Annotated in this window: 15 protein-coding genes; 11 read left to right on the forward strand and 4 right to left on the reverse strand. The window is 36.9% G+C overall.

Translation table 11 applies throughout. From position 1 onward, the window contains the following. Window positions 1-154 precede the first annotated feature (154 nt). The 4 genes from nfsA (at window position 155) to SLH51_RS22810 (ending at window position 4,048) form a co-directional block, all read left to right on the forward strand. Window positions 155-901, forward strand: coding sequence for an oxygen-insensitive NADPH nitroreductase (gene nfsA, locus SLH51_RS22795; RefSeq protein WP_335963860.1), 747 nt, complete (start codon window positions 155-157; stop codon window positions 899-901). A gap of 70 nt (window positions 902-971) precedes the next feature. Beyond that, the gene (locus SLH51_RS22800) at window positions 972-2,159 is read left to right on the forward strand and encodes a pyridoxal phosphate-dependent aminotransferase (protein WP_335963862.1); all 1,188 of its coding nucleotides are present in this window, start codon (window positions 972-974) and stop codon (window positions 2,157-2,159) included. 480 nt (window positions 2,160-2,639) lie between these two features. Beyond that, window positions 2,640-3,248: a fumarylacetoacetate hydrolase family protein gene (locus SLH51_RS22805; RefSeq protein ID WP_390184010.1), complete on the forward strand. Its 609-nt coding sequence runs from the start codon at window positions 2,640-2,642 to the stop codon at window positions 3,246-3,248. A gap of 77 nt (window positions 3,249-3,325) precedes the next feature. Continuing rightward, entirely contained in the window at window positions 3,326-4,048 is a 723-nt protein-coding gene (locus SLH51_RS22810; RefSeq protein WP_335963865.1) for a glycerophosphodiester phosphodiesterase, read from the forward strand. Window positions 4,049-4,136: 88 nt separating this feature from the next. Here SLH51_RS22810 and SLH51_RS22815 read toward each other — a convergent pair whose 3' ends face one another. Genes SLH51_RS22815 through SLH51_RS22830 form a run of 4 tightly spaced genes read right to left on the reverse strand, consistent with a single transcriptional unit; the run spans window position 4,137 to window position 10,349 of the window. Beyond that, window positions 4,137-6,587, reverse strand: a complete 2,451-nt coding sequence (locus tag SLH51_RS22815) for a glycogen/starch/alpha-glucan phosphorylase (protein WP_335963867.1) — start codon at window positions 6,585-6,587, stop codon at window positions 4,137-4,139. Then, window positions 6,523-8,019, reverse strand: a complete 1,497-nt coding sequence (glgA, locus tag SLH51_RS22820) for a glycogen synthase GlgA (protein ID WP_335963868.1) — start codon at window positions 8,017-8,019, stop codon at window positions 6,523-6,525. Before glgA ends, SLH51_RS22815 begins: the two co-directional genes overlap by 65 nt. Window positions 8,020-8,062: 43 nt before the next feature. After that, window positions 8,063-9,169 carry a glucose-1-phosphate adenylyltransferase subunit GlgD gene (gene glgD / locus SLH51_RS22825; RefSeq protein WP_335963870.1) on the reverse strand — a complete coding sequence of 369 codons (1,107 nt, stop codon included), beginning with the start codon at window positions 9,167-9,169 and terminating at the stop codon, window positions 8,063-8,065. 25 nt (window positions 9,170-9,194) lie between these two features. Continuing rightward, window positions 9,195-10,349 carry a glucose-1-phosphate adenylyltransferase gene (locus SLH51_RS22830; RefSeq protein ID WP_335963871.1) on the reverse strand — a complete coding sequence of 385 codons (1,155 nt, stop codon included), beginning with the start codon at window positions 10,347-10,349 and terminating at the stop codon, window positions 9,195-9,197. Between the two features lie 552 nt (window positions 10,350-10,901). Between SLH51_RS22830 and SLH51_RS22835 the strand changes: the two genes are divergently transcribed. The 7 genes from SLH51_RS22835 to SLH51_RS22865 all read left to right on the forward strand — a co-directional run bounded on the left by SLH51_RS22835 (window position 10,902) and on the right by SLH51_RS22865 (window position 22,147). Then, window positions 10,902-12,446, forward strand: a complete 1,545-nt coding sequence (locus SLH51_RS22835; RefSeq protein ID WP_335963873.1) for a bifunctional GNAT family N-acetyltransferase/carbon-nitrogen hydrolase family protein — start codon at window positions 10,902-10,904, stop codon at window positions 12,444-12,446. Between the two features lie 65 nt (window positions 12,447-12,511). Beyond that, entirely contained in the window at window positions 12,512-13,036 is a 525-nt protein-coding gene (locus SLH51_RS22840; RefSeq protein ID WP_335963875.1) for a FixH family protein, read from the forward strand. 166 nt (window positions 13,037-13,202) lie between these two features. After that, window positions 13,203-14,939, forward strand: a complete 1,737-nt coding sequence (locus SLH51_RS22845; protein WP_335963876.1) for a phospho-sugar mutase — start codon at window positions 13,203-13,205, stop codon at window positions 14,937-14,939. 160 nt (window positions 14,940-15,099) lie between these two features. Beyond that, a complete protein-coding gene (locus SLH51_RS22850; protein WP_335963877.1) occupies window positions 15,100-16,512 on the forward strand; it encodes a SpoVR family protein in 1,413 nt (470 codons plus the stop codon). A gap of 415 nt (window positions 16,513-16,927) precedes the next feature. Beyond that, window positions 16,928-18,679, forward strand: a complete 1,752-nt coding sequence (locus SLH51_RS22855; protein ID WP_335963878.1) for an ABC transporter ATP-binding protein — start codon at window positions 16,928-16,930, stop codon at window positions 18,677-18,679. Window positions 18,680-18,694: 15 nt separating this feature from the next. Then, complete coding sequence (locus tag SLH51_RS22860) at window positions 18,695-20,506, forward strand: ABC transporter ATP-binding protein (protein WP_335963879.1); 1,812 nt, start codon at window positions 18,695-18,697, stop codon at window positions 20,504-20,506. A gap of 432 nt (window positions 20,507-20,938) precedes the next feature. Then, complete coding sequence (locus SLH51_RS22865) at window positions 20,939-22,147, forward strand: aminotransferase-like domain-containing protein (protein WP_335963880.1); 1,209 nt, start codon at window positions 20,939-20,941, stop codon at window positions 22,145-22,147. The last annotated feature ends 190 nt before the right edge of the window (window positions 22,148-22,337 follow it).

Consider the following 22,337-nt stretch of genomic DNA (forward strand, 5'->3'; position numbering starts at 1 on the left):
AAATTCTTCACTATATTTAGCCATAAAAATACACCCCAGAAGTCAGATTGTAACTCTAACTTTTGGGGTGCAGATCATCTTTTCAGTGCCCTCTTGTACTTGTAGGAGAAACTTTTGTAAACTAAAGGGAAATGGAACATGGGGGGAGAACAATATGAAGAATAATGACTTCATTGATTTGTTGAAAAGTCATCGATCGATTCGAGCGTTTACGAATCAACAGGTAACCGATCAAGTCGTTGATGAGATTGTTGAGTCTGGAAGGTGGGCACCAACGTCTCATCATGTTCAAGCATATAGCATTCTTGTGATTAAAGATGAAGAAAGGAAAAAAGACCTTGCTACATTGGCAGGTAATCAAAGTTATGTTGCAACGTGCCCGGTTTTCTTTGTCATTTGTGCAGATTTTTACCGTTTGAAAATGGCTAGTGAGAAACACGGACAGTCGTTTGAAGTGGGAGAACAAGAGCAGGCTCTTGTTGGAGCGGTAGATGCTGCCCTTGTTGCTCAAAATATGTTACTAGCTGCTAGGTCATATGATCTGGGTGGAGTAATGATCGGTGGAATACGAAACGATCCTGAGGCAGTTTCTCAATTGCTTGGATTACCACCGTATACATTTCCTGTGATGGGTTTATGTATTGGCTATCCAGCTCAAAGTCCTAATCAAAAGCCACGACTGCCAAAACGAGCTGTCGTTTTCAAGGAGCAATACAATCAAATGGAGATTGATGAGGCGATTGGTGAATACGATCAAGTGATGAAAACGTATTATTATGAAAGAACAAAAGGGAAGAGATCGGATACTTGGTCAGAATTAATGGCTCAATTTCTCTCAACCCCAAAAAGACCGCAAGTTGGTGATTTTCTAAAGAAGCAAGGCTTCATAAGTAAAAAGTAAATAGATGTAGTAAGGTGTGGCGCCGCTTTTATAAGAACAAAGTGGCCTTTATATTAGAGAGGTGACAGACATGAAAACATTTCCACAATCAGATGCTTTGCAGCGTTTGCCAGAGCAATTTTTCTCAAAGCTTGTTAAAAAAGTCCAAAAAGTGAAAGAGCAACATGATGACGTAATAAATTTAGGGCAAGGAAATCCAGATCAACCAACGCCTCGTCCAATTGTTCAAACATTACAAGAGGCAGCAGATAACCCTCTTTATCATAAATATCCGCCGTTTGATGGCTATGCGTTCTTAAAAGAAGCAGTTTCTGATTATTATAAGCGAGAGTATGACGTTGAAATAGATCCAAAAACAGAAGTGGCTGTGCTTGCTGGAACGAAAACAGGCCTCGTTGAAATTAGTCAATGCCTATTAAACAAAGGAGACACCGTGCTAGTTCCAGATCCTGGTTATCCAGATTATTGGTCAGGGATCGCATTGGCTGGGGCAAACATGCATGAAATGCCTTTACGAGCAGAGTTAGGTTTTCATCCGAACTTCGCTGAGATTGGCGATGCTACTTGGGAAAAAGCAAAACTAATGTTTCTAAATTACCCAAATAATCCAACAGGAGCAGTCGCCACGCCTTCGTTATTTGAGGAGGCCATTCAATTAGGAACAAAACATAATGTATGTGTTGTTCATGATTTTGCTTATGGTGCAATTGGTTTTGATGGCAAGAAACCACTCAGTTTTTTGCAAATGCCAGGAGCAAAAGAGGTTGGAGTAGAAATGCTAACCTTATCGAAAACATATAATATGGCAGGATGGAGAGTTGGATTCGTTGTTGGGAACCGCAGTGTAATTGAAGCTGTTGAACTCATCCAAGATCATTATTATTGTAGCTTGTTTGGTGGGATTCAAGAAGCCGCTGCTTTTGCTCTCAATTCAGATCAATCTAGTGTAGTGCAGTTAGTTGATATGTATGAAAAGCGGAGAAAGGCACTAGTCGAGGCGGCATTACGAATTGGCTGGATGGTTGAAGCTCCTAAAGGGTCATTTTTTGCTTGGTTTCCAGTGCCAGTTGGGTATACTTCTGAATCCTTTGCTGATTTATTATTAGAACAAGCGAGGGTTGTAGTAGCACCTGGAGTTGGGTTTGGAACGCACGGAGAGGGATATGTTCGCATTGGTTTATTAAGTGATGAATCTTTATTACGTGAGGCAATGGAGCGTATTGGTGCTCTCCAAGTATTTTCGCGTTTAGTAAAATAATAATGGGCATAGGACAGCCGCAACCCCTCATAAGAACATAGTGAATCTTAATTATATTTAATTGTTGGGGACGGCTTGTGATAAAACGTTTTGATAAGCTATTAATTGACTTACCTAGGCCAGAGCCTGCAGACGCCAATGCTGCTGCAGGCTTTATTTAAGGTGTAATACAATTTTCACATCAATGGCAATGACAAACTTGCTTTTAGAGGCTACTGAAAAAGGTGAAAGCATTTTTCAGTAGCCTCTTTTGAGTCAGTTTCTCCTTTTCAGTTTTGAAGAAAGTTATAGAAGGTAAAAACTAATTTTTCATATAAACTAGCAAAAAATAGCCATACTTGCTAAAAGTTCATCGTTTTCATATTGAAACTTCCATAAGGGGGCAGTTTTTTAGTACAATTGAAAGGATGAGTGTGAATATTTTGAAATTAGAAGTTTGCTGACTTTCTTCACTAACAATTGAAAAGAGGATGAATGCGTATGAATATTTTTTGTATAGGCCGTAATTATGCTAAACATGCTAGAGAGTTAGGGAATGAAGTGCCTGATCAACCAATATTATTTTCGAAACCGAGTCATTCACTTGTAATAACGAAGGGAGAAGAGATTTTCTTACCTAAAAATCAAGGCGAGATTCACCATGAAATTGAGATAGTCTTAAAAATAGACAAGGATGTTAACGAAGGTGATCAAGTAAGAGATATCGTTAGTGAAATGGCATTAGGAATTGATTTGACGCTAAGAGATGTTCAAACAGAATTGAAGGAAAAGGGCCACCCTTGGTTAAGAGCAAAAGGATTTAAAAATTCTGCAATCATCACACCTTTTTGGCCATTCGAAGGAGAAGAAGCCTGTAAACAAACAGATTTTTCATTCGTCATTAACAATGAGATAATCCAAAAAGGGAATATTCAAGAGATGATGTTTAATTTTCAAGCTATCATTGATGAATGTGCAAAATGTTTTGGGTTAGCAAAAGGCGACCTAATTTATACAGGCACACCAGATGGAGTTGGGCCATTACAAAGTGGCGATCAATGTAAGCTTTACTGGGGGAAAGAGGAGAAAGGGGCATTTATAGTGAGATAAATAGCTACACTTGGATCGGTGTTTAACTTTACTAAAACCTCGTAATTTTAGTCAAAAGTATGAGAGGAGAAGCGAATGTGAGTCAAACGAAGATCTTTGCACATCGCGGTTTTTCAAGTCAGTTTCCTGAAAATACAATGATTGCTTTTCAGACTGCTCTTGAGGTAGGGGTTGATGGTATCGAGTTTGATGTTCAACTAAGTAAAGATCATGTCCCAGTTATTATTCATGATCATACTCTCGATCGAACGTCTACAGGTTCAGGTGTTGTCGGACATTATTCTTTACAAGAACTAAAACAATTTAGCGCTGGATCATGGTTTCACGAGCAATTTAAAGAAGAACAAATTCCCACACTTGAAGAAATTTTCTTATGGGCAACAAATAATGCATTACAATTAAATGTTGAATTAAAAGGATACGTATGGGAAAGACAAAAGTTGATTTCGATTGTGTTTCCATTAATTAAAAAGTATGGGCTCCAAAATCGGGTTATCGTTTCTTCATTTGATCATAAAGTAATCCACTTATGGAACAAGCAATTCCCAACGATAGAGACGGGAATTATCGTTAAGGCGGCTTTACATAACCCGAAATTATATGTTCAACAAATAGCTACATTAGGGTATCATTTCTATTATATGAGTTTGACCACGGAAGAGGCGGAACAGTTGATCAATAGCGGAATTCGTTTAAGGCCGTATACGGTAAATGATAAAAATTGGATTCGGACGTTTGTAAACTTAAAATGTGAGGCGATTATTACTGATTATCCAGATCTTGCTTTATCGTTACGATGAACAAACTAACATTATAATAGCGAGCGTTATCTAATATAAGAAAAAGGGGGCTACGCAATAAAAGCGTAAGTCCCCTAATTCATGTATATCAATAGTAAGTTTTCACATGCGATTCAATCTTTGTTGGACGAATATTCCAAATGTCTTGAGCGTATTGTTTGATGGTGCGATCACTTGAAAATGCACCAGAATGTCCAATGTTCACAATGCTTTTGCTTAACCAGTCACTTTGGTTTTGATACGTTTGGTCAACATGCTTTTGTGTGTCGATATAACTATCAAAATCTTTTAAGACAAAATACTCGTCATTGTTGTACAAGAGGGAGTAGAAAATATCTTTAAAATCCACATCGTCCCCAGAGAAATGTTGATTAACAAATAAGTCCATCACATTTCTTAATCTTCTATCATTATTGTAATAGTCGCGTGCGTTGTACTCACCACTTTGTTGATAGGCAAATACTTCTTCTGATGTAAGGCCGAACGTGAAAATATTGTCGTTTCCTACAAACTCACTAATTTCTACATTTGCACCGTCCTGTGTTCCGATGGTTAAAGCACCGTTCATCATTAGCTTCATATTTCCAGTGCCTGAAGCCTCTTTACTTGCTGTAGAAATCTGCTCGCTTACATCTGCTGCAGGAATGATTCTCTCAGCAAGGCTAACCTGATAATTTTCTAAAAAAATCACTTTAAGATTCTTGCTGACTTGAGGATGATTATTGATCTTTTCTGCAACGGCGTTAATCAATTTGATTACTTGTTTAGCGAACGTATATCCTGGAGCTGCCTTTGCTCCAAATATAAATGTCCGTGGTGTCATTTCGAGTGCTGGGTTCTCTTTATAACTATTGTATAGGTGGATAATATGAAATAGATTTAGAAGCTGTCGTTTATACCCATGAAGACGTTTAATATGAACGTCAACAATTGATTGATCATCAATGATTACATTATAGTGCTCTTTAATATAACTAGCTAATCTCTTTTTATTCTCATGTTTCACTTTTCTAATTGATTCTTGAAAACTAGAGTCAGTTGAGAATGGGATGATTTTTGTAAGTTGTTCTGGTTGGTGAATCCATTCCGTGCCTATTGCCTCTGATATTACATTTGCTAGGTTCGGATTGACATTTAATAGCCAACGCCTATGTGTAATCCCATTTGTCTTATTGTTAAACCGCTTAGGGAAAACAGTGTAAAATGGCTGCATGACTCTGTCTTTTAAGATTTCTGTATGTAACTTTGCAACACCATTTATACTAAAGCTACCTACCATGGCAAGGTGGGCCATGTGAATTTGTCCGTACGCTAGAATTGCCATCTCTGGTATTTTTTCACGTAGTTCTGGGTAATCGTACCAAAGCATCTTACAGAAGCGTTCATTGATTTCTTCAATAATTTGGTAAAGGCGTGGAAACAGGGTAGTAAACATATCCTCAGGCCATTTCTCTAAAGCTTCACTTAACGTAGTGTGGTTTGTATAAGCAACGGTCTCTTGCGTAATCGACCACGCTTCATTCCAGCCCAATTTTTCTTCATCAAGTAATAAACGCATCAATTCCGGCACAACAAGACTCGGATGTGTGTCATTTATTTGAATCACGACATGTTTAGATAATTGGTGCAACGGCTTATTTTGCTTTTTATATCGTCGTATAATACTTTGCAAGCCGGCAGAAACTAAGAAATATTGCTGCTTTAAACGTAAAACTTTTCCTTCGTAATAAGAGTCATCTGGATAAAGGAATTCTGAAATTTTTTCAATTGAACGTTTGTAATCAAGGTAGTGATAATAATCATGACCACGACTAGAATGGAAATGAAAATGGTTTGTAGTTGATTCAGCACTCCATAACCTGAGAGTATTAACAGTATTATTATTGTATCCAACGATAGGAACATCATATGGAATAGCGAGTACACGCTCATAATCATGGTGTTGAAACTGAAGCTGCCCATTGAGAACTGTTGTTTCTACCGTTCCACCAAATCTTACTTCTATTGCCTTATCGTCACGCTTTGTTTCCCACATATATTCATCTTCTAACCAATAATCAGGAAGTTCAACTTGATAGCCATTTACAACTTTTTGCTGAAACAAACCGTACTTATAACGAATGCCCATGCCGTAGCCTGGAAGTTCTAAAGAGGCAAGGGAGTCAAGAAAGCAAGCGGCAAGTCGACCAAGCCCGCCGTTCCCAAGCCCTGCATCATGCTCTTCTCTGAATACATCTTCAGGGTTAAAGCCGAGTGAAGTCAATGTTTCTTTGTAAATATCAAGTAAGCCCATATTTAGCAAATTCGTCTCAATCATCCGACCTAAAAGAAATTCCATCGAAAAATAGTAAACTTGTTTGCTTTCATTTTGATCATACGTTTGTTGGGTCATTTGCCAGTTCGGATGAATGGAGTCTTTCATAATAAGACAAGTGGATTGAAACACTTCTTTTGTTGTTGCCTCCTCAAGGCTTTTACCGAATGATGAGGTGAGTTTCTCTTTCAACAGTTGACTGAGAGTCTCGACAGTTATGGACATATAGTTCCTCCTCATGAATGTTCTTCGTTAACGTGTAATAAATCTCTTCATACTTCGTGGCAGAATGTTCCCAGTTTAATTTTGTTTTGTACACATTTTTAAGAATCCGATTCCAATGAGCAGGTTGATAGTAAAGATGGATGGCATAACGGATGATGTGTAAAAAATCATAGGCGTTATAATTCGTAAAAGAAAAGCCATTTCCTTCTCCAGTAAACTCATTATATGGATTTATCGTATCTTTTAAGCCGCCAGTTTCCCTAACAATGGGAATACTTTCATATCGCAGGGCAATTAATTGACTTAATCCACAAGGTTCAAACCTTGATGGCATAAGAAAGAAATCTGATGCTGCATAAAGTCGATGAGCAAGTCCTTCATGAAATACATTAATAAATCGACAAGAATTCGGATGATTGTTAGAAATCGTTTGAAAGGCTTCCTCAAAATGAGGATCGCCTGTTCCCATAATCACTACTTGAATAGATTCAGTTCTTAGTAATTCGTCAAGAATTTGAGTGAGAAGAGGAAGACCTTTATCTTCCACTAGTCGGCTGATAAGAGCAAACATGGGAATGTCTGTAGAGATAGCTAAGTCTAGTTCTTGCTGCATAATTCGTTTGTTCTCTTTTTTGCCAGCATAGTTACGAGAGTACGGAACAGAAACGTTTAAGTCTGATGATGGATTATATAATTCTTCATCAATTCCGTTTACAATTCCAGAAACACTAGTTTGACGTTCAAGCAAGAATTTCTCTAGGCCTTCACCAAAATAAGGATTTAATATTTCATGTGCGTATGTCGGACTAACGGTTGTAACCCAGTCTGCATGAACCAGAGCACCCTTCATGAAGTTTATCGCACCGTTTAATTCTAACCCCCCAATGTGAACAGCATCCAAATGGAGTAGTTCATGAAAAATAGTTGAAGGGAAGATACCTTGGTATTTTAAGTTATGAATCGTAAAGACTGTTTTCACTGGCTCCTTGTAAACGCCAGCTTTTATATAAGCTGGGATAAGACCAGTTTGCCAATCATGACAATGAATGATATCAGGAACTAGGTTTAGATGTTCAAGAGCTTGGAAAAACGCATGAGTAAAGAAAGTGTAGCGCTCAGCGTCGTCCACCTCACCATATAACTGAGCACGATTGAAATAGTACTCATTATCTAAGAAGTAAAACTTTACACTTTCAGTTTCATAAGAGAATAGCCCACAATATTGTTTCCTCCATTTAACCCATACATCAAAAGTGCCTTCTAATTGTAGTTGTGATGAAATATCACTTGGAAGAAAACGGTGCTTAGGAAGAATAACTGTTAAAGTATGGTCTTTCTTTGAAAGAGCTTTTGGGAGAGCTGCTACCACATCTGCTAGACCTCCCGTTTTGAAATAAGGCGCACATTCTGAAGCTGCCATGACGATATTCATAAACCGAACTCCTTTCAACAATAGTAAGTAAAATGAGGGTTCTTTACAGTATTTTACGTTTAGCTACGATGTATGGGTTTTCAGGTGCTCCAATAAATGTTCGATTTGGAGACAGAACGATATCTTTATCTAATACGACATTGTCTAAGAGAGTTCCTTCTTTTATTTCACAACGTTGCATTACGATAGAGTTTCGAATGACAGCACCTTTATGTACATGAACGCCTCGAAACAAAATACTATTTTCAACTGTCCCTTCAATGACACACCCATTGGCAAGCAAGGAATTATTTGTTATGGCACTCTTTGTATATTTTGTTGGAGGCTCATCCTTGGGTTTTGTATAGATAGGTTTTCTGTTTAAAAACAGTTGTGTATAAACATCAATATCAAGTAAAGACATACTATGCTTATAATAGCTCTCTATTGAATTAATGACAGAAAGGTAGCCTCTATACTCATAAGGACGAACAGTAAGCCTATTCAAATTTGCAATAATCCCATCTAATAATAAGTTCTCTTTTTGTCTAGCAATACAATAGTCAATAAGTTCTATTAATAAAGACTTTTTTAAGATGTACATACCCATAAATAGATTGTGATTGTTTGCATCAGTCGTAATATTGCTTACGTTGCCATTTACATCTAATTCCAGCTTCTTTTCGATGGCATGTTCATCTTCTAGAGTTTTAACTGATTTATAAATAGCGGTAACATCTGCTCCATATGCAAGGTGTTCTTGGAATACTTTCTGGTAATCAATATTACAAATATGATGGCTACCTGTTATAAGTACATAATCAGCTAAACCCCGATCGAAGAAATCACGATTGTTGTGAAAATGCTGAAGGTCTCCTTTTGATAAATCAGTAGGGTCGTTCCAATCTGGAGGAAGGATAAAAAGCCCACCTCTTTTTCGATTTAAATCCCAAGGCTTGCCAGTTCCGAGATGATCCATAAGAGAGCGATACTTTCGTCTAGTAAAAACAGCGATATCAAAAACTGTTGAATTAACCATATTCGATAAAACAAAATCGATAAGGCGGTAACGGCTACCAAATGGAACAGCAGCACCGCACCGAAAATAAGTAAGCTCTTTTAGTAAATCTTGTTCACTATCTAAGTGAATAACACCCATAAGTTTTTCCATTCATTTCTTCCTTTCCTTGTAGGGTTTATCTAGTAATAGTAGCTCGACTTTTAATTAGAGTATCTTTATCGATAACAAGAATATCATCTTCTGGTGACTCGATCTCTGTATAATCTGGTATGGTTATACCCTCTGTAACTATGACTCGCTTAAGCTTTACATGTTGCCCGATTTTAACATTGGGCATAATAACTGACTCTTCGATTTTGCTATTAATTCCTACCCCAACTTGATGAAACAGAATGGATTTATTAACCTTTCCATAAATAAGACACCCTTCATTTATTAGAGAATCAGTAACTTGTGCATTAGGTGAAATATACTGAGGCGATTGGCAAGCGTGAACTGAGTATATCCTCCAATTGTATTCATGAAGTTTTAGAGAAGGTTGTTTTGCTAATAGATCCATATTCGCTTCCCAAAAACTTTGAACTGTTCCAACGTCTTTCCAATATCCTGAAAAGGGATAAGCAAATAATTTCAGATTATCACTAAGCATCGTTGGAATAATGTCTTTTCCAAAATCATGACTTGATGTAAGTGATTTGGCATCTTCAGATAAATATGTCTTTAAGACCGACCAATTGAATATATAAATGCCCATGGAGGCAAGGTTGCTTTTTGGATGGGTAGGCTTTTCTTCAAACTCGGTAATATCACCATTTTCAGTCGCATTCATAATACCAAAGCGGCTTGTTTCCTCCCAAGGAACTTCGATAACGGAAATCGTTGCATCACCACCACGTTCAATGTGGTAGTCAAGCATAAGGCTATAATCCATTTTGTAAATGTGGTCGCCTGATAAAATTAGTACATATTCAGGATCATATTGTTCGATAAAATCACAGTTCTGGTAGATGGCGTCGGCCGTGCCTAAATACCAGGAGCCACCCTTTTTTTCTACAAAAGGTGGGAGACAAGTTAACCCTCCGTTATGGCGGTCTAAATCCCAAGGGGTTCCAATTCCTAAGTGAGAATTAAGAGCTAGAGGTTCATACTGAGTAAGTACGCCTACGGTATCAATTCCAGAATTGATACAATTGCTTAAAGGGAAATCAATTATTCTATATTTTCCACCGAAATATACAGCAGGCTTGGCTAACTTTTTCGTAAGGTTTCCTAATCGCTTTCCTTCTCCGCCTGCTAGGAGCATTGCAACGCAATCTTTACCACTATTCATAATTACCGCCCCAGTCTCATTTTGTTTTGGTATATGAAGGGCCACCATTTAGATGAACTGCTTTATGAATCTTGGGGGTTCCCTCCTTAAAGTGGCATGACCACTGTAGTTATCTCTATGTTTATGCAAGAGGAAGCCCTTAACATTCCAATCAAATAAAAATAAATTCGCTTGTTTTCGTACTATAAATAAAAGCTTGTATCGATATGGGTAAAAGGATATAGAATTGAAAAGGAATAGAATAAATAAGTATCGAATGCGGGTTGATTGATTTAATCTGAATATGACATTGAGCTTGCAATTTGTTTAGAATGGAATAGTAGTGAGAATTTCATTGGTAGAAACAAGCATTTTCTTACAATAGGAAACGATAAAGATCAAGGCAATATATGCTATACGGTTACTCTGAAAACTGTGATTCAGAGTGATCGTTTTTTTGTTTTTATGTAAAAAGGATAGTCATTATGTTTTTTTAGAGTGAAATGCAAAAGAGTGTTCATCCTATTAAAAAAAGGGTAAACTTCATGAATGTAAGGTAAAGGAGATGAAGATATGTCTAAGAAGATTGATGTTTCAAAGTTTGAGAAAAAAATGATTATTCGCAACATTAAAGCTGCGGATTTTGATGCAATTATAGAAATGCAAAAATTATGTTTTCCTAATATGGAGCAATGGAAACGTGACCATTTACAGAGTCATATTGATATTTTTCCTGAGGGACAGTTTTGTGTAGAATATGATGGAGAAATTATTGGATCTTGTTCTAGTTTAATCATTAATTTTGATGAATATGATGACCAACATACATGGGATGAAATTACAGATAATGGATATATTACAAACCATGATTATGAAGGATACAATCTTTATGGGATTGAAGTGATGGTCCATCCTGATTACAGACGTATGAAAATAGGACACAGATTGTATGAAGCTAGAAAGGATTTAGCACGTGAATTAAACTTGAAAAGTATAATTATCGGCGGGCGAATTCCAAATTACTTTAAGCATGCGAAAGAAATGACGCCAAGACGTTATGTTGAACAAGTAACGATGCATAATATTTACGACCCGGTTCTAACGTTCCAAGTGATGAATGGATTCACTTTAAAACGGATAAATCCGAATTATTTAGAAGATGACAGAGCATCACTGCGGTATGCTACTTTAATGGAATGGAATAACATTGATTATCGACCTACTGTGCCGAAAAGGCAATTTAAAACATCGTTTCCTGTCCGAATTACAACCATTCAGTATGCAATGAAAAAAATATCTTCTTTTGAAGACTTTGCTATCCAGTGTGAATATTACACGGATGTAGCCGCTAGTTATCATTCAGATTTTGCAGTGTTTCCTGAGATTTTCACGTTGCAATTGTTATCATTCCTGCCAGAAAAAAGTCCGAGTCTTGCTATTAGGCGGTTAACGGAATTTACCGAAGACTACATCGAATTATTCACGAACCTTGCTGTGAAATACAACGTTAATATCATTGGTGGATCGCACTTTGTAGAAGAAGAGGGGGAAATATTTAACATCGCCTATTTATTTAGAAGAGACGGTACGATTGAGAAACAATACAAGCTGCATATCACTCCAAATGAAAGAAAGTTCTGGGGGATATCAGGTGGTGACAATGTAAATGTCTTTGATACAGATTGTGGAAAGATTGCGATCCAAATTTGTTATGATATTGAGTTCCCAGAACTCGCACGGATCGCGGTAGATCAAGGTGCAAATATTATTTTTACACCGTTTTGCACAGATGATCGCCAAGGATACTTACGTGTGAGATATTGTTCACAAGCTCGTGCGATAGAAAATCAAGTTTATACAGTGTTATCTGGGACAGTTGGAAACCTTACAGATGTTGAAAATATGGACATTCAATATGCACAGTCCGGTATCTTTAGTCCTTCTGATTTCACATTTGCTCGTGACGGTGTAGTTGGCGAATGTCAAGCGAATATTGAAACAGTCGTTGTCGGAGATGTAGATTTAGAAATTTTAAGACGAAATCGACGAGCTGGAAGTGTAAATCAATTACGTGACAGAAGACATGATATTTATACGATTAATTATAAGCAAAAGTAATTAGAAATGTTTACCCTCTCTCTAGAATGGAAAGGCTGATTTGTGACAGGTTAGGAGGTCACGTGATGAGGCTAGAAAGAGAACAACCGTTCAATCGGATGATGTTACTCGTTAGTTTAATGGGGGTTGTTGTCATGTCATCTTATTTGCTCACAACTTTTGCTAACACAGAGACCCTCAAAACAGAGTGGAGACTTTCATTTGCTGGTGCTGATGAATTCTTTCAAACAGGACAAGCGATTGATTTTCATTTGTTTCTAGAGGACGAAGTAGGCAATCCTGTGGAAAATGTTGATATGTCTGTTGTATTTGATCGTCCAGATACCGTTCATCAAATAGAGAAAACGTTTGGTTATTTAGAAAATGGTCTCTACGAAACAGAAGTTGTCTTCTCGGTACCTGGGACTTGGATTGCTATGGTTGAAGCAAAGAAAGACGGGAACTATTATCGAAATCAAATCTTATTCCAAGTAGATGGCTCAATTATTTCGGAAGCCAACCGTGATCCAAAGGATAGCTTTCACTTGAATCAGCCTTTACCAGAAGATTTACAAATTGAATTAAATAATATACCAGTTTTTCGTAGGTGAATTGTTCAAAGAGGAGATGCTATATACTCCTCTTTTTTTTGTGTGAACGAAAATTTCTTTATTTATTCCAATATTAAAGAGGATTTAAGAGTTAAAGAATAGAAATGTAATGCTATAAATAAATTACATCATATGAATTGATGCATAATCTTAAGGAGGAAACAGAATGAGTTGGAAAGTGCAATACAACAAATGGACAAGTTTCTCAGCGTTAGAATCAGAGTGGAAACAAGCTTTAGATGAAAAACAAGCAAATGAAGGGGAACTTGAAGATTGCTTTTATAAAAATTTAGAATTTGGAACGGGTGGAATGAGAGGAGAAATAGGTCCTGGTCCAAATAGAATGAATACATATACGATTCGCCGAGCTGCTGAAGGTCTTGCTCGTTTTATTGAGAAACAAGGTAGTGAAGCAAAAGAACGTGGAGTAGCGATAGCATTTGATTCAAGACACAAATCAAGACAATTTGCGTTGGAGTCGGCATTGACATTAGGAAATCATGGAATCCGTTCTTACTTGTTTCATGATCTACGCCCGACACCAGAACTCTCATTTGCTGTTCGTCACTTGAACGCTATTGGTGGAATTGTAATTACCGCAAGTCATAACCCACCAGAATATAATGGATTTAAAGTATATGGAGAAGATGGCGGGCAACTTCCACCAGGACCAGCGGATGAACTTGTAAGCTACGTAAATGAAATAGAAGATGAGTTGAATATTGGCGTTGCAGATGAATTAGAGTTAAAAGGTAGTCGTCTTCTGCAAGTTGTTTCTGATGAGATTGATGAAGCGTATAATAGCGAGTTACAATCTATTTTAGTGAAGAAAGAGATCATTGAACAGTATGGTGATCAAGTAAAAGTTGTCTTCACACCATTACACGGTGCTGCTAATATTCCTGTGCGTCGAGTACTTGAGAGTAGTGGTTTTTCTCAAGTGACGGTTGTCCCTGAACAGGAGTTGCCAGATCCAAACTTTTCAACAGTGAAGTCTCCAAATCCAGAGGAACATGCTGCTTTTGAATTAGCGATAAAATTAGGAAAAGAGCTTGAAGCAGATGTACTTTTAGCAACGGATCCAGATGGTGACCGAGTTGGGGTAGCGGTGAAAAACCCTGATGGAGAATATGTTGTGTTAACAGGGAATCAAACAGGAGCATTAATGTTGGATTATATTCTTTCGCAAAAGAAAGAGCAGCAAACCTTACCCAAAAATGGAGTTGTACTAAAGACAATTGTTACATCTGAGATTGGAAGAGCAGTAGCAGATCAGTACAACCTGAAGACGATCGATACACTTACTGGATTTAAATTTATTGGGGAAAAAATAAAAGAATATGAGCAAACTGGTGAGCATAGCTTTTTATTTGGTTATGAAGAGAGCTATGGATATTTAATTGGAGATTTTGTACGAGATAAAGATGCGGTTCAAGCTTGTTTGCTTGCTGCTGAGCTTGCTGCTTATTACAAGTCTCGTGATATGAATTTATATGATGGTCTTATTGAGCTCTTTGATAAGTATGGATACTATCAAGAAGGGTTAGAGTCATTAACCTTAAAAGGAAAAGCTGGAATTGAGCAGATTAATCAAATATTAGCTTCCTTCCGAGCAACGCCTCCAACAGAACTAGAAGGCAACAAAGTAATATTGGTTGAAGATTATAAGTCGAGTAAAGCAACCAATGTATTAAGCGGTGAAGAAGAAGTCATTCAATTACCGACATCCAATGTTTTGAAATATAAATTAGAGGATGGTTCTTGGTTCTGTATCCGTCCTTCAGGTACTGAACCGAAAATCAAATTTTATTTTGGTGTAAATAAAGAAACGTTAGCAGATAGCAAGAGAGCTCTTGAACAACTAAAACAAGCTGTTATGAGCCTGGTTCATAACTTAATTTAATAAGATAGGTTATTCCCTATTTGAACAGTTCAAAAAAGAAAAAAAGCTGCCAGCATTGGTAGCTTTTTTCTTTTATTTAGAAGAATCAATTATAGTTGTACTCATGATTTACTAATCTTCAACATAAATTGTAAGAAAGCAAGTTGAAGGAGGGGTTCGAATGTCATCGGAAACTTGGAAGAAGCTTGAACACTCAATTGCTGAAATTACAGAAATTGCCGAAGGGTTTGGGCTTGATTACTATGAGATGCGTTATGAGATATGTCCAGCAGAAATTATTTATACATTTGGTGCGTACGGAATGCCAACAAGGTATAGTCATTGGTCATTTGGCAAGCAATTTCATAAAATGAAACTGCAGTACGATTTCGGGTTGAGCAAAATCTATGAACTTGTTATTAACTCAGATCCGTGTTATGCCTTCTTACTCGACAGCAATTCTCTTATACAAAACAAGCTCATTGTTGCTCATGTTCTTGCACATTGTGACTTCTTTAAAAATAATGTTCGCTTCTCTAATACAAGGAGGGATATGGTTGAGAGCATGAGTGCAACAGCTGAACGAATTGCTCATTATGAGCATCTCCATGGGAAAGAAGAAGTAGAAAACTTTTTGGACGCAGTACTTGCCATTCAAGAACATATCGATCCAAGTATCGTCAGACCAAAACTTGATTGGAGTATGGAAGATGATGTAGAAGAGCACCAACCCAAAAGAAAATCTGAATATGATGATTTATGGAATATAGATGCGAAAAAGGCTCCAGAAAAGCCTAAAACAAGAAAAAAACATTTTCCTCCGAACCCAGAAAAAGATATTTTATTGTTTATTGAAGAATATAGTCGTGAATTAGAACCGTGGCAACGCGATGTTTTAACGATGATGCGCGAGGAAATGCAGTATTTTTGGCCACAACTTGAAACAAAAATCATGAATGAAGGTTGGGCATCGTATTGGCATCAAAGAATTTTACGTGAAATGGATTTAACGAGTGAGGAAACAATTGAATTTGCAAAGTTAAATGCAGGTGTTGTGCAACCGTCCAAAACATCGATTAATCCCTATTATTTAGGATTGAAAATTTTTGAGGATATTGAAGAAAGATATGATAATCCAACATTAGAAATGCAGGAACGTCAAGGTGTTAAGCCTGGTAGTGGAAGAGAGAAAATGTTTGAGGTTCGGGAAATTGAATCAGATATTTCATTTATCCGAAATTATTTAACAAAAGATTTAGTGATGCGCGAAGACATGTATTTATTTCAAAAGCAGGGAGCGGATTACAAGATAGTTGATAAAGCATGGGAAAACGTTAGAGACCAATTAGCTTCGTCACGTGTAAATGGAGGGTTTCCATACTTAGTTATTACAGACGGAGACTACCTCAAAAATGGTGAGCTATATATTAAGCATAATTTTGAAGGAACAGAGTTAGACGTTGGTTATTTAGAAAAAGTATTACCGTATATGTATCAACTATGGGGACGTCCTGTTCATATTGAATCGGTCATTAATGAAAAAAGCATAGCATTTGTCTACGACGGAAAAAAAGTCCACAGAAAATATTTATAGAGTATCTTCAAAAAGGTGGTTTTTCCTTTTTGAAGATACTCGAAGCAATGAGCGAAACCGCTGCAAGGTTTTAAGCCTAATCGGAGTGGGTTTCTCCGAATAGGCGCGCAGCGAGAGAAGCCATTGCCTCACAATTCAAAAAGGTGGTTTTTCCTTTTTGAAGATACTCGAAGCAATGAGCGACTAATGTTCATTATGAGTTTTGGTCTTACAATTTTGTTGGTAAGCTCTTTTACTCAAAGAGCTTACCTGTTTTATTTCATATATACATATTCAAAAAATTTATAAGTAACAGAAAATTTTAAATATATTATTGACTTATTTTCATATATGAGTAGTATTAAGAATGTTCATTATTTGTTCGATGCACTAAAATTTCGAGAGTTGAAATGAAAAGAACTAAGGCGGTGATTTTTTGGAGACTTTTAAACGATTAAAACAATTTTATTGGCCTTTCAAATCTTATTTTATTTGGTCGCTTCTCGCATTGTTTATTGTAACAGGTATGACAGTCATTTATCCAATGATATTGCAATTTACAATTGACTATGCAATTCGAGAAGAAAATTATGGGGTCATTCCTTATCTAGCTTTAGCTATTGTTGTAGTGATGGCTTTAAAAGGAGTAGCAGTTTATATTCATCAATATTTTGGAGATTTATTTGGGATTATAACGGTACATCGTTTACGTAATACGTTATACAGGAAATTGCAGTATTTGCCTTTTCGCTATTATGATAATGCAAAAACGGGTGATTTAATGTCTCGTTTAACGGCTGATGTTGAGGCATTTCGTTTCTTTCTTTCATTTGGTTGTGCTCAAGTCGTAAACTTCGTATTGCTTGTTGGTTTTAGTATGACGGTAATGTTTTATTATTCGGTTCCGCTTACTCTTGTCACAATGGCGATGCTTCCTTTTTTAGCTATCGTCGTTTCGAAGTTTGATAAGCGTATACACCCTGGATTTCGAGGGATTCGTAAATCGTTAGCGCGCTTAAATACAAAAGTTCAAGAAAACGTTAGTGGAATGCATACAGTTAAGGCACTTTCTCAAGAAGACCAAGAGATTGTTCGGTTTGAAGATTCAAATGAAGATTACAGGCAAAAGCATCTAGATATTTCGAAAATTTGGGGCAAATATTTTCCGTTGATGGAGTTTATCGGTAATATTTGTGCAGTTTTTCTATTGGCTTTTGGTGGATATTTAACCATTCAAGGTAGTTTGCAACCTGGTGAACTGGTCGCTTTCTTTAGTTTAATTTGGTATATTCTTGGTCCTATTATGAACTTAGGATTTATCATAAATATGTTTTCACAGTCTAAGGCTTCTGGAGAGCGCTTACTTGAGATTCTTGATGAAGAAGAGAGAAGAGATGATGCAGTACCAAGAGTTCACAAGAACGAAGAATTTGTAGGTGAAGTTATTTTTAGAGATGTTTCATTAACATACGGAGAAAAAATAGAGTCAGCACTTAAAGGAATTACATTTGAAGCAACAAGAGGGAAAACGATTGGGCTCGTAGGTGCAACAGGATCAGGTAAATCTAGTATTATTCAATTGATTACAAGGTTTTATGAACGGTCTTCAGGTGACATTCTAATAGATGGGAAATCCATCGATCAGTTTTCTATTAAAGAGTTACGTGAACAAATTGGTGTTGTCTTACAAGAAACGTTTTTATTCTCTTCTACAATTCGAGATAATTTAGCGTACGGGAGACCGGATGTTTCAATGGAAGAAATTATTGAAGCTGCTAAACGTGCAGATGCTCACGAATTCATATCAACGTTGCCAGAGGGATATGAAACTGTACTTGGAGAACGTGGATTGGGATTATCAGGTGGGCAGAAGCAACGGATTGCCATTGCAAGGGCGATTATTATGGATCCTAAGATTTTAATTCTTGACGATGCGACTAGTGCTGTTGATATGCAGACAGAGGTGAAAATCCAAAAGGCGTTTCGTGAAGTAATGAAAGGACGGACAACATTTGTTATTGCTCATCGTATTTCCTCTGTTAAACACGCTGATGAGATCATTGTCTTAGAAGATGGGGAAATATGTGAAAGAGGAACTCATCAAGAGTTGCTTCATTCTAATGGACTGTATCGAAAGATTTATAATATCCAAAATCAAGACCAGGAATATGTCTTGCAACGGGCATAGAAGGGAGAAAAATTTATGGAACAAACGACGAAACGCTCAAGATTTCATTATACAACAGAGCAAATAATTGAGAAGCCCTTCAACTGGAAGCAAATGGTCCGTCTATTTAGTTATATGAAGCCGTATGCTAGGACACTTTTGCCCAAAACAATTATCGCAATGTTAATTGTTACTGCGGTTCGTATTACCGTACCAATATTTATTGGCGTATTAGCAATTGATTACGCTATTGTTCCTGGAGATTTAAATCTTCTCTATATGTTTGCGGCGATGGTTCTAGCCATGTATCTGCTTTCGTGGATTGCAAACGTGTTTCGAATTAGGTGGATGAATGAAATCGGTCAGCATATGATATTTGATATTCGAACAGCGCTATTTAATCATATTCAACGACTATCTCACCGGTTCTTCGATCAACGATCAGGGGGATCCATACTTGTTCGTGTAATCAATGATGTAAACTCCATGCAGGATTTGTTTACAAATGGGGTTGTTAACTTATTAATGGATATTGTAATGCTCCTTGGGATTGTTGTTATTTTGTTTACCCTTAGTCCTGAGTTAGCCATACTCGTACTCTTTGTCTTGCCAATTATGTTTTTTATATCAACGAAACTTAGAAGAAAAATTCGCAGATCTTGGCAAAGCGTTCGCATAAGACAGTCAAAAATGAATTCACATCTCAATGAAAGTATTCAAGGAATCCGCGTGACACAGGCGTATGCCCAGGAAGAAGAGAATAGGAAATTCTTTCATGATGTGAACACAGACAACTATGAAAGTTGGAAACATGCGACACGTATGAATGCTATTTTTCGTCCTTTTGTTGAAATGGCAAGTGCGATTGGGGCTGTTGTGCTCATATGGTATGGCGCGAATTTAATTGAATCTCAAGCCATATCAATTGGGATCTTTGTTTCATTTGCTTTTTATTTAGGGATGTTCTGGGAACCAATTTCTCGTCTAGGTCAGGTGTATAATCAATTGCTTGTCGGAATGGCTTCATCTGAGCGAATCTTTGAATTTCTTGATGAAAAACCTTCTGTTCCAGAAAAGGCAGATGCTAAACCATTAGGTGAAGTAAAAGGTGAGATGCGGTTTGAAGGCGTAGAATTTGCATATGATGAATCGAGAAAAGCATTACAAGATATTAATCTAACATTTGAAGGTGGAGAGACAATTGCCCTTGTTGGGCACACTGGATCTGGTAAGTCGACGATTGTAAACTTAATGAGTCGTTTTTATGATCCAACAAAGGGTCGGGTGCTACTTGATGGTCGTGACCTCAGAGATTTACGCCTAAATGAGTTACGATCAAATGTTAGTTACGTTTTACAAGATACGTTTATATTTGCAGGCACAATCATGGATAATATTCGCTTTGGGAGACCTGATGCTACAGACGAGGAAGTAATGGATGCTGCAAGAGCAATAGGTGCCCATGAATTTATCGAGAAACTTGAAAAAGGTTATGATACTGAGGTCGAAGAAAAAGGGAATGTTCTGTCAGTTGGAGAAAGACAATTGTTGTCCTTTGCACGCGCTTTGCTTGCTAACCCGCGTATATTGATTTTAGATGAAGCTACAGCGAGTATCGATACGGAAACGGAATTAAAGATTCAACAAGGGCTGAAGAAATTATTAGCGGGTCGTACGGCTGTAATGATCGCCCACAGATTGTCTACCATACGTGATGCTGATAAAATCATTGTTCTTGAGCACGGTCATGTACTTGAAGAAGGTACACACGATCAATTAATGACTGCAGAAGGAGCATATTACGAACTTGTTAAATCACAATATGCAGCTATAATGGAGAATGAATAAAGGTAAGGTGTCTCAAAGTCAGTTATGACCTTGAGACACTCTTCTATTTTCAATCATATAAGGCTAATTAAATAAAGAAAATATCTTAGAAAATAAAGGTTTTATGATAAAATAACAATATTCTACATTTTTTCTTCTATCTAATTGTTAAATGGATTTCAATAAGTGTTAGTGCGGTTGCGCAGGAAACAATGAAACTATGGAGGAGGTATCATCTTCTGCAACAGAAATGGCTGAAGAATTGCAGGAAGTTATTTGGAAATTAAAAGTATAAAGTTTGAAGAAGAATAGTTCTAGACGTATTGGAAAAAGTAAGGACAAAATGGATTTGGGATTTTTCTGAATAAAATAGTTTGTCTTATTGACTTTTCAGTAAATCAGAGTAGTATAAATATAATATTCTAAATTTTATTACAAATAGAGGTGCGAGTCATGAAATATGCATTTGCAGATAGGGTTCGATATTTACAATCTTCTGCAGTTAGAGACATTTTAAAAATTGTAGGTCAGGGAAATGTTATATCATTTGCTGGAGGTTTACCAGATGATGATTTGTTTCCAATCGAAGGACTAGAGGATGCATTTTCACGTGTTTTTGCAACAGGGAAGAAGTCCTTGCAGTATATGGAAACTGAAGGTTATCGTCCTTTAAGAGAAGTAATTATAGAGAGAATGAGTAAAAAAGGCATTAACAAGTTTACTGCTGATGATGTACTTGTTACGACAGGATCACAACAGGCAATCGACTTGTTCTCACGTATTATGCTAAGTCCAGGTGATGTTGTATTAACTGAAGATCCAACCTATTTAGCCGCATTACAAGTCTTTAAATCTTATGAAGCACAAGTTGTAGCTGTCGATTCAGATGCTGATGGAATGCTTCCAGATGATCTTGAACAGAAGATCAAGCAATATAATCCTAAATGTGTATATGTAGTTCCGACGTTCTCTAACCCTGCCGGACGCGTATGGTCACTTGAAAGACGAAAAAAATTAATTGAACTTGTTCATAAGTACCGAGTAGTTGTCTTTGAAGATGACCCATATGGAGAACTTCAATTTGCTGATAATGAAACGTATAAACCATTATCATCTCTAGATGATGGAACTCACGTTATGTATACAAGTACTTTTTCTAAAACAGCAGTACCAGCTCTTCGTACAGGTTGGATTGTTGGACCATACCAAATTATTAGAATGATGGCACAAGCGAAGCAAGCAAATGACCTTCACTCTAATTCATTGTCTCAGCAAGCCCTCTATCAGCTTTGTACGCACTATGACCTAGATGCTCATATTAGACACTTAATTCAAGTTTATAAAGGTCGGATGGAAATCATGGTTAAGAGTATTGAGCAAGCAGAGCTGCCAAATGTGCACTTTGTTAAGCCAAAAGGAGGAATGTTTCTCTGGGTGGAAGTTGATGAGGCGATTAACACAACAAATCTGCTTAATGATGCTGTATCAAACGGTGTAGCGTACGTTCCGGGTGAACCGTTCTTTGCTGGTAGACCAAAACAAAATACAATGAGGTTAAATTTCACTCACGCAACACCTGATAAAATCGAACAAGGGATGAATTTGCTTGTACAAGTGTTATCAAAAGAAATGGAAAAGCGATTAGTTGAGATTGGTAAGTAACGAGTAATAAACTCCGTGTCTATTTACTAAGATGATTTGCATATAAAGGAAAGTCAGTCCTCTTTCGGGATTGGCTTTTGGTTTTAGTTATAAAAAAGAAAGAGACTGTCTTTTTAATATGGTACCTGTAGTTAGGACACTTGAAAAAGAGTGTTTTATCTACAGGTATTTTTTTATATACTTGAATTTC

The sequence above is a fragment of the Halalkalibacter kiskunsagensis genome (assembly GCF_037027555.1).
Lineage (GTDB): Bacteria > Bacillota > Bacilli > Bacillales > Bacillaceae_D > Halalkalibacter > Halalkalibacter kiskunsagensis.

Coding starts and splice junctions, on each gene's coding strand:
- SLH51_RS22860 (WP_335963879.1), top strand. CDS start 18,695: ATGGAACAAACGACGAAACGCTCAAGATTTCATTATACAACAGAGCAA.
- SLH51_RS22835 (WP_335963873.1), top strand. CDS start 10,902: ATGTCTAAGAAGATTGATGTTTCAAAGTTTGAGAAAAAAATGATTATT.
- nfsA (WP_335963860.1), top strand. CDS start 155: ATGAAGAATAATGACTTCATTGATTTGTTGAAAAGTCATCGATCGATT.
- SLH51_RS22805 (WP_390184010.1), top strand. CDS start 2,640: ATGAATATTTTTTGTATAGGCCGTAATTATGCTAAACATGCTAGAGAG.
- glgD (WP_335963870.1), bottom strand. CDS start 9,169: ATGGAAAAACTTATGGGTGTTATTCACTTAGATAGTGAACAAGATTTA.
- SLH51_RS22830 (WP_335963871.1), bottom strand. CDS start 10,349: ATGAATAGTGGTAAAGATTGCGTTGCAATGCTCCTAGCAGGCGGAGAA.
- SLH51_RS22865 (WP_335963880.1), top strand. CDS start 20,939: ATGAAATATGCATTTGCAGATAGGGTTCGATATTTACAATCTTCTGCA.
- SLH51_RS22850 (WP_335963877.1), top strand. CDS start 15,100: ATGTCATCGGAAACTTGGAAGAAGCTTGAACACTCAATTGCTGAAATT.
- SLH51_RS22845 (WP_335963876.1), top strand. CDS start 13,203: ATGAGTTGGAAAGTGCAATACAACAAATGGACAAGTTTCTCAGCGTTA.
- SLH51_RS22840 (WP_335963875.1), top strand. CDS start 12,512: ATGAGGCTAGAAAGAGAACAACCGTTCAATCGGATGATGTTACTCGTT.
- glgA (WP_335963868.1), bottom strand. CDS start 8,019: ATGAATATCGTCATGGCAGCTTCAGAATGTGCGCCTTATTTCAAAACG.
- SLH51_RS22815 (WP_335963867.1), bottom strand. CDS start 6,587: ATGTCCATAACTGTCGAGACTCTCAGTCAACTGTTGAAAGAGAAACTC.
- SLH51_RS22800 (WP_335963862.1), top strand. CDS start 972: ATGAAAACATTTCCACAATCAGATGCTTTGCAGCGTTTGCCAGAGCAA.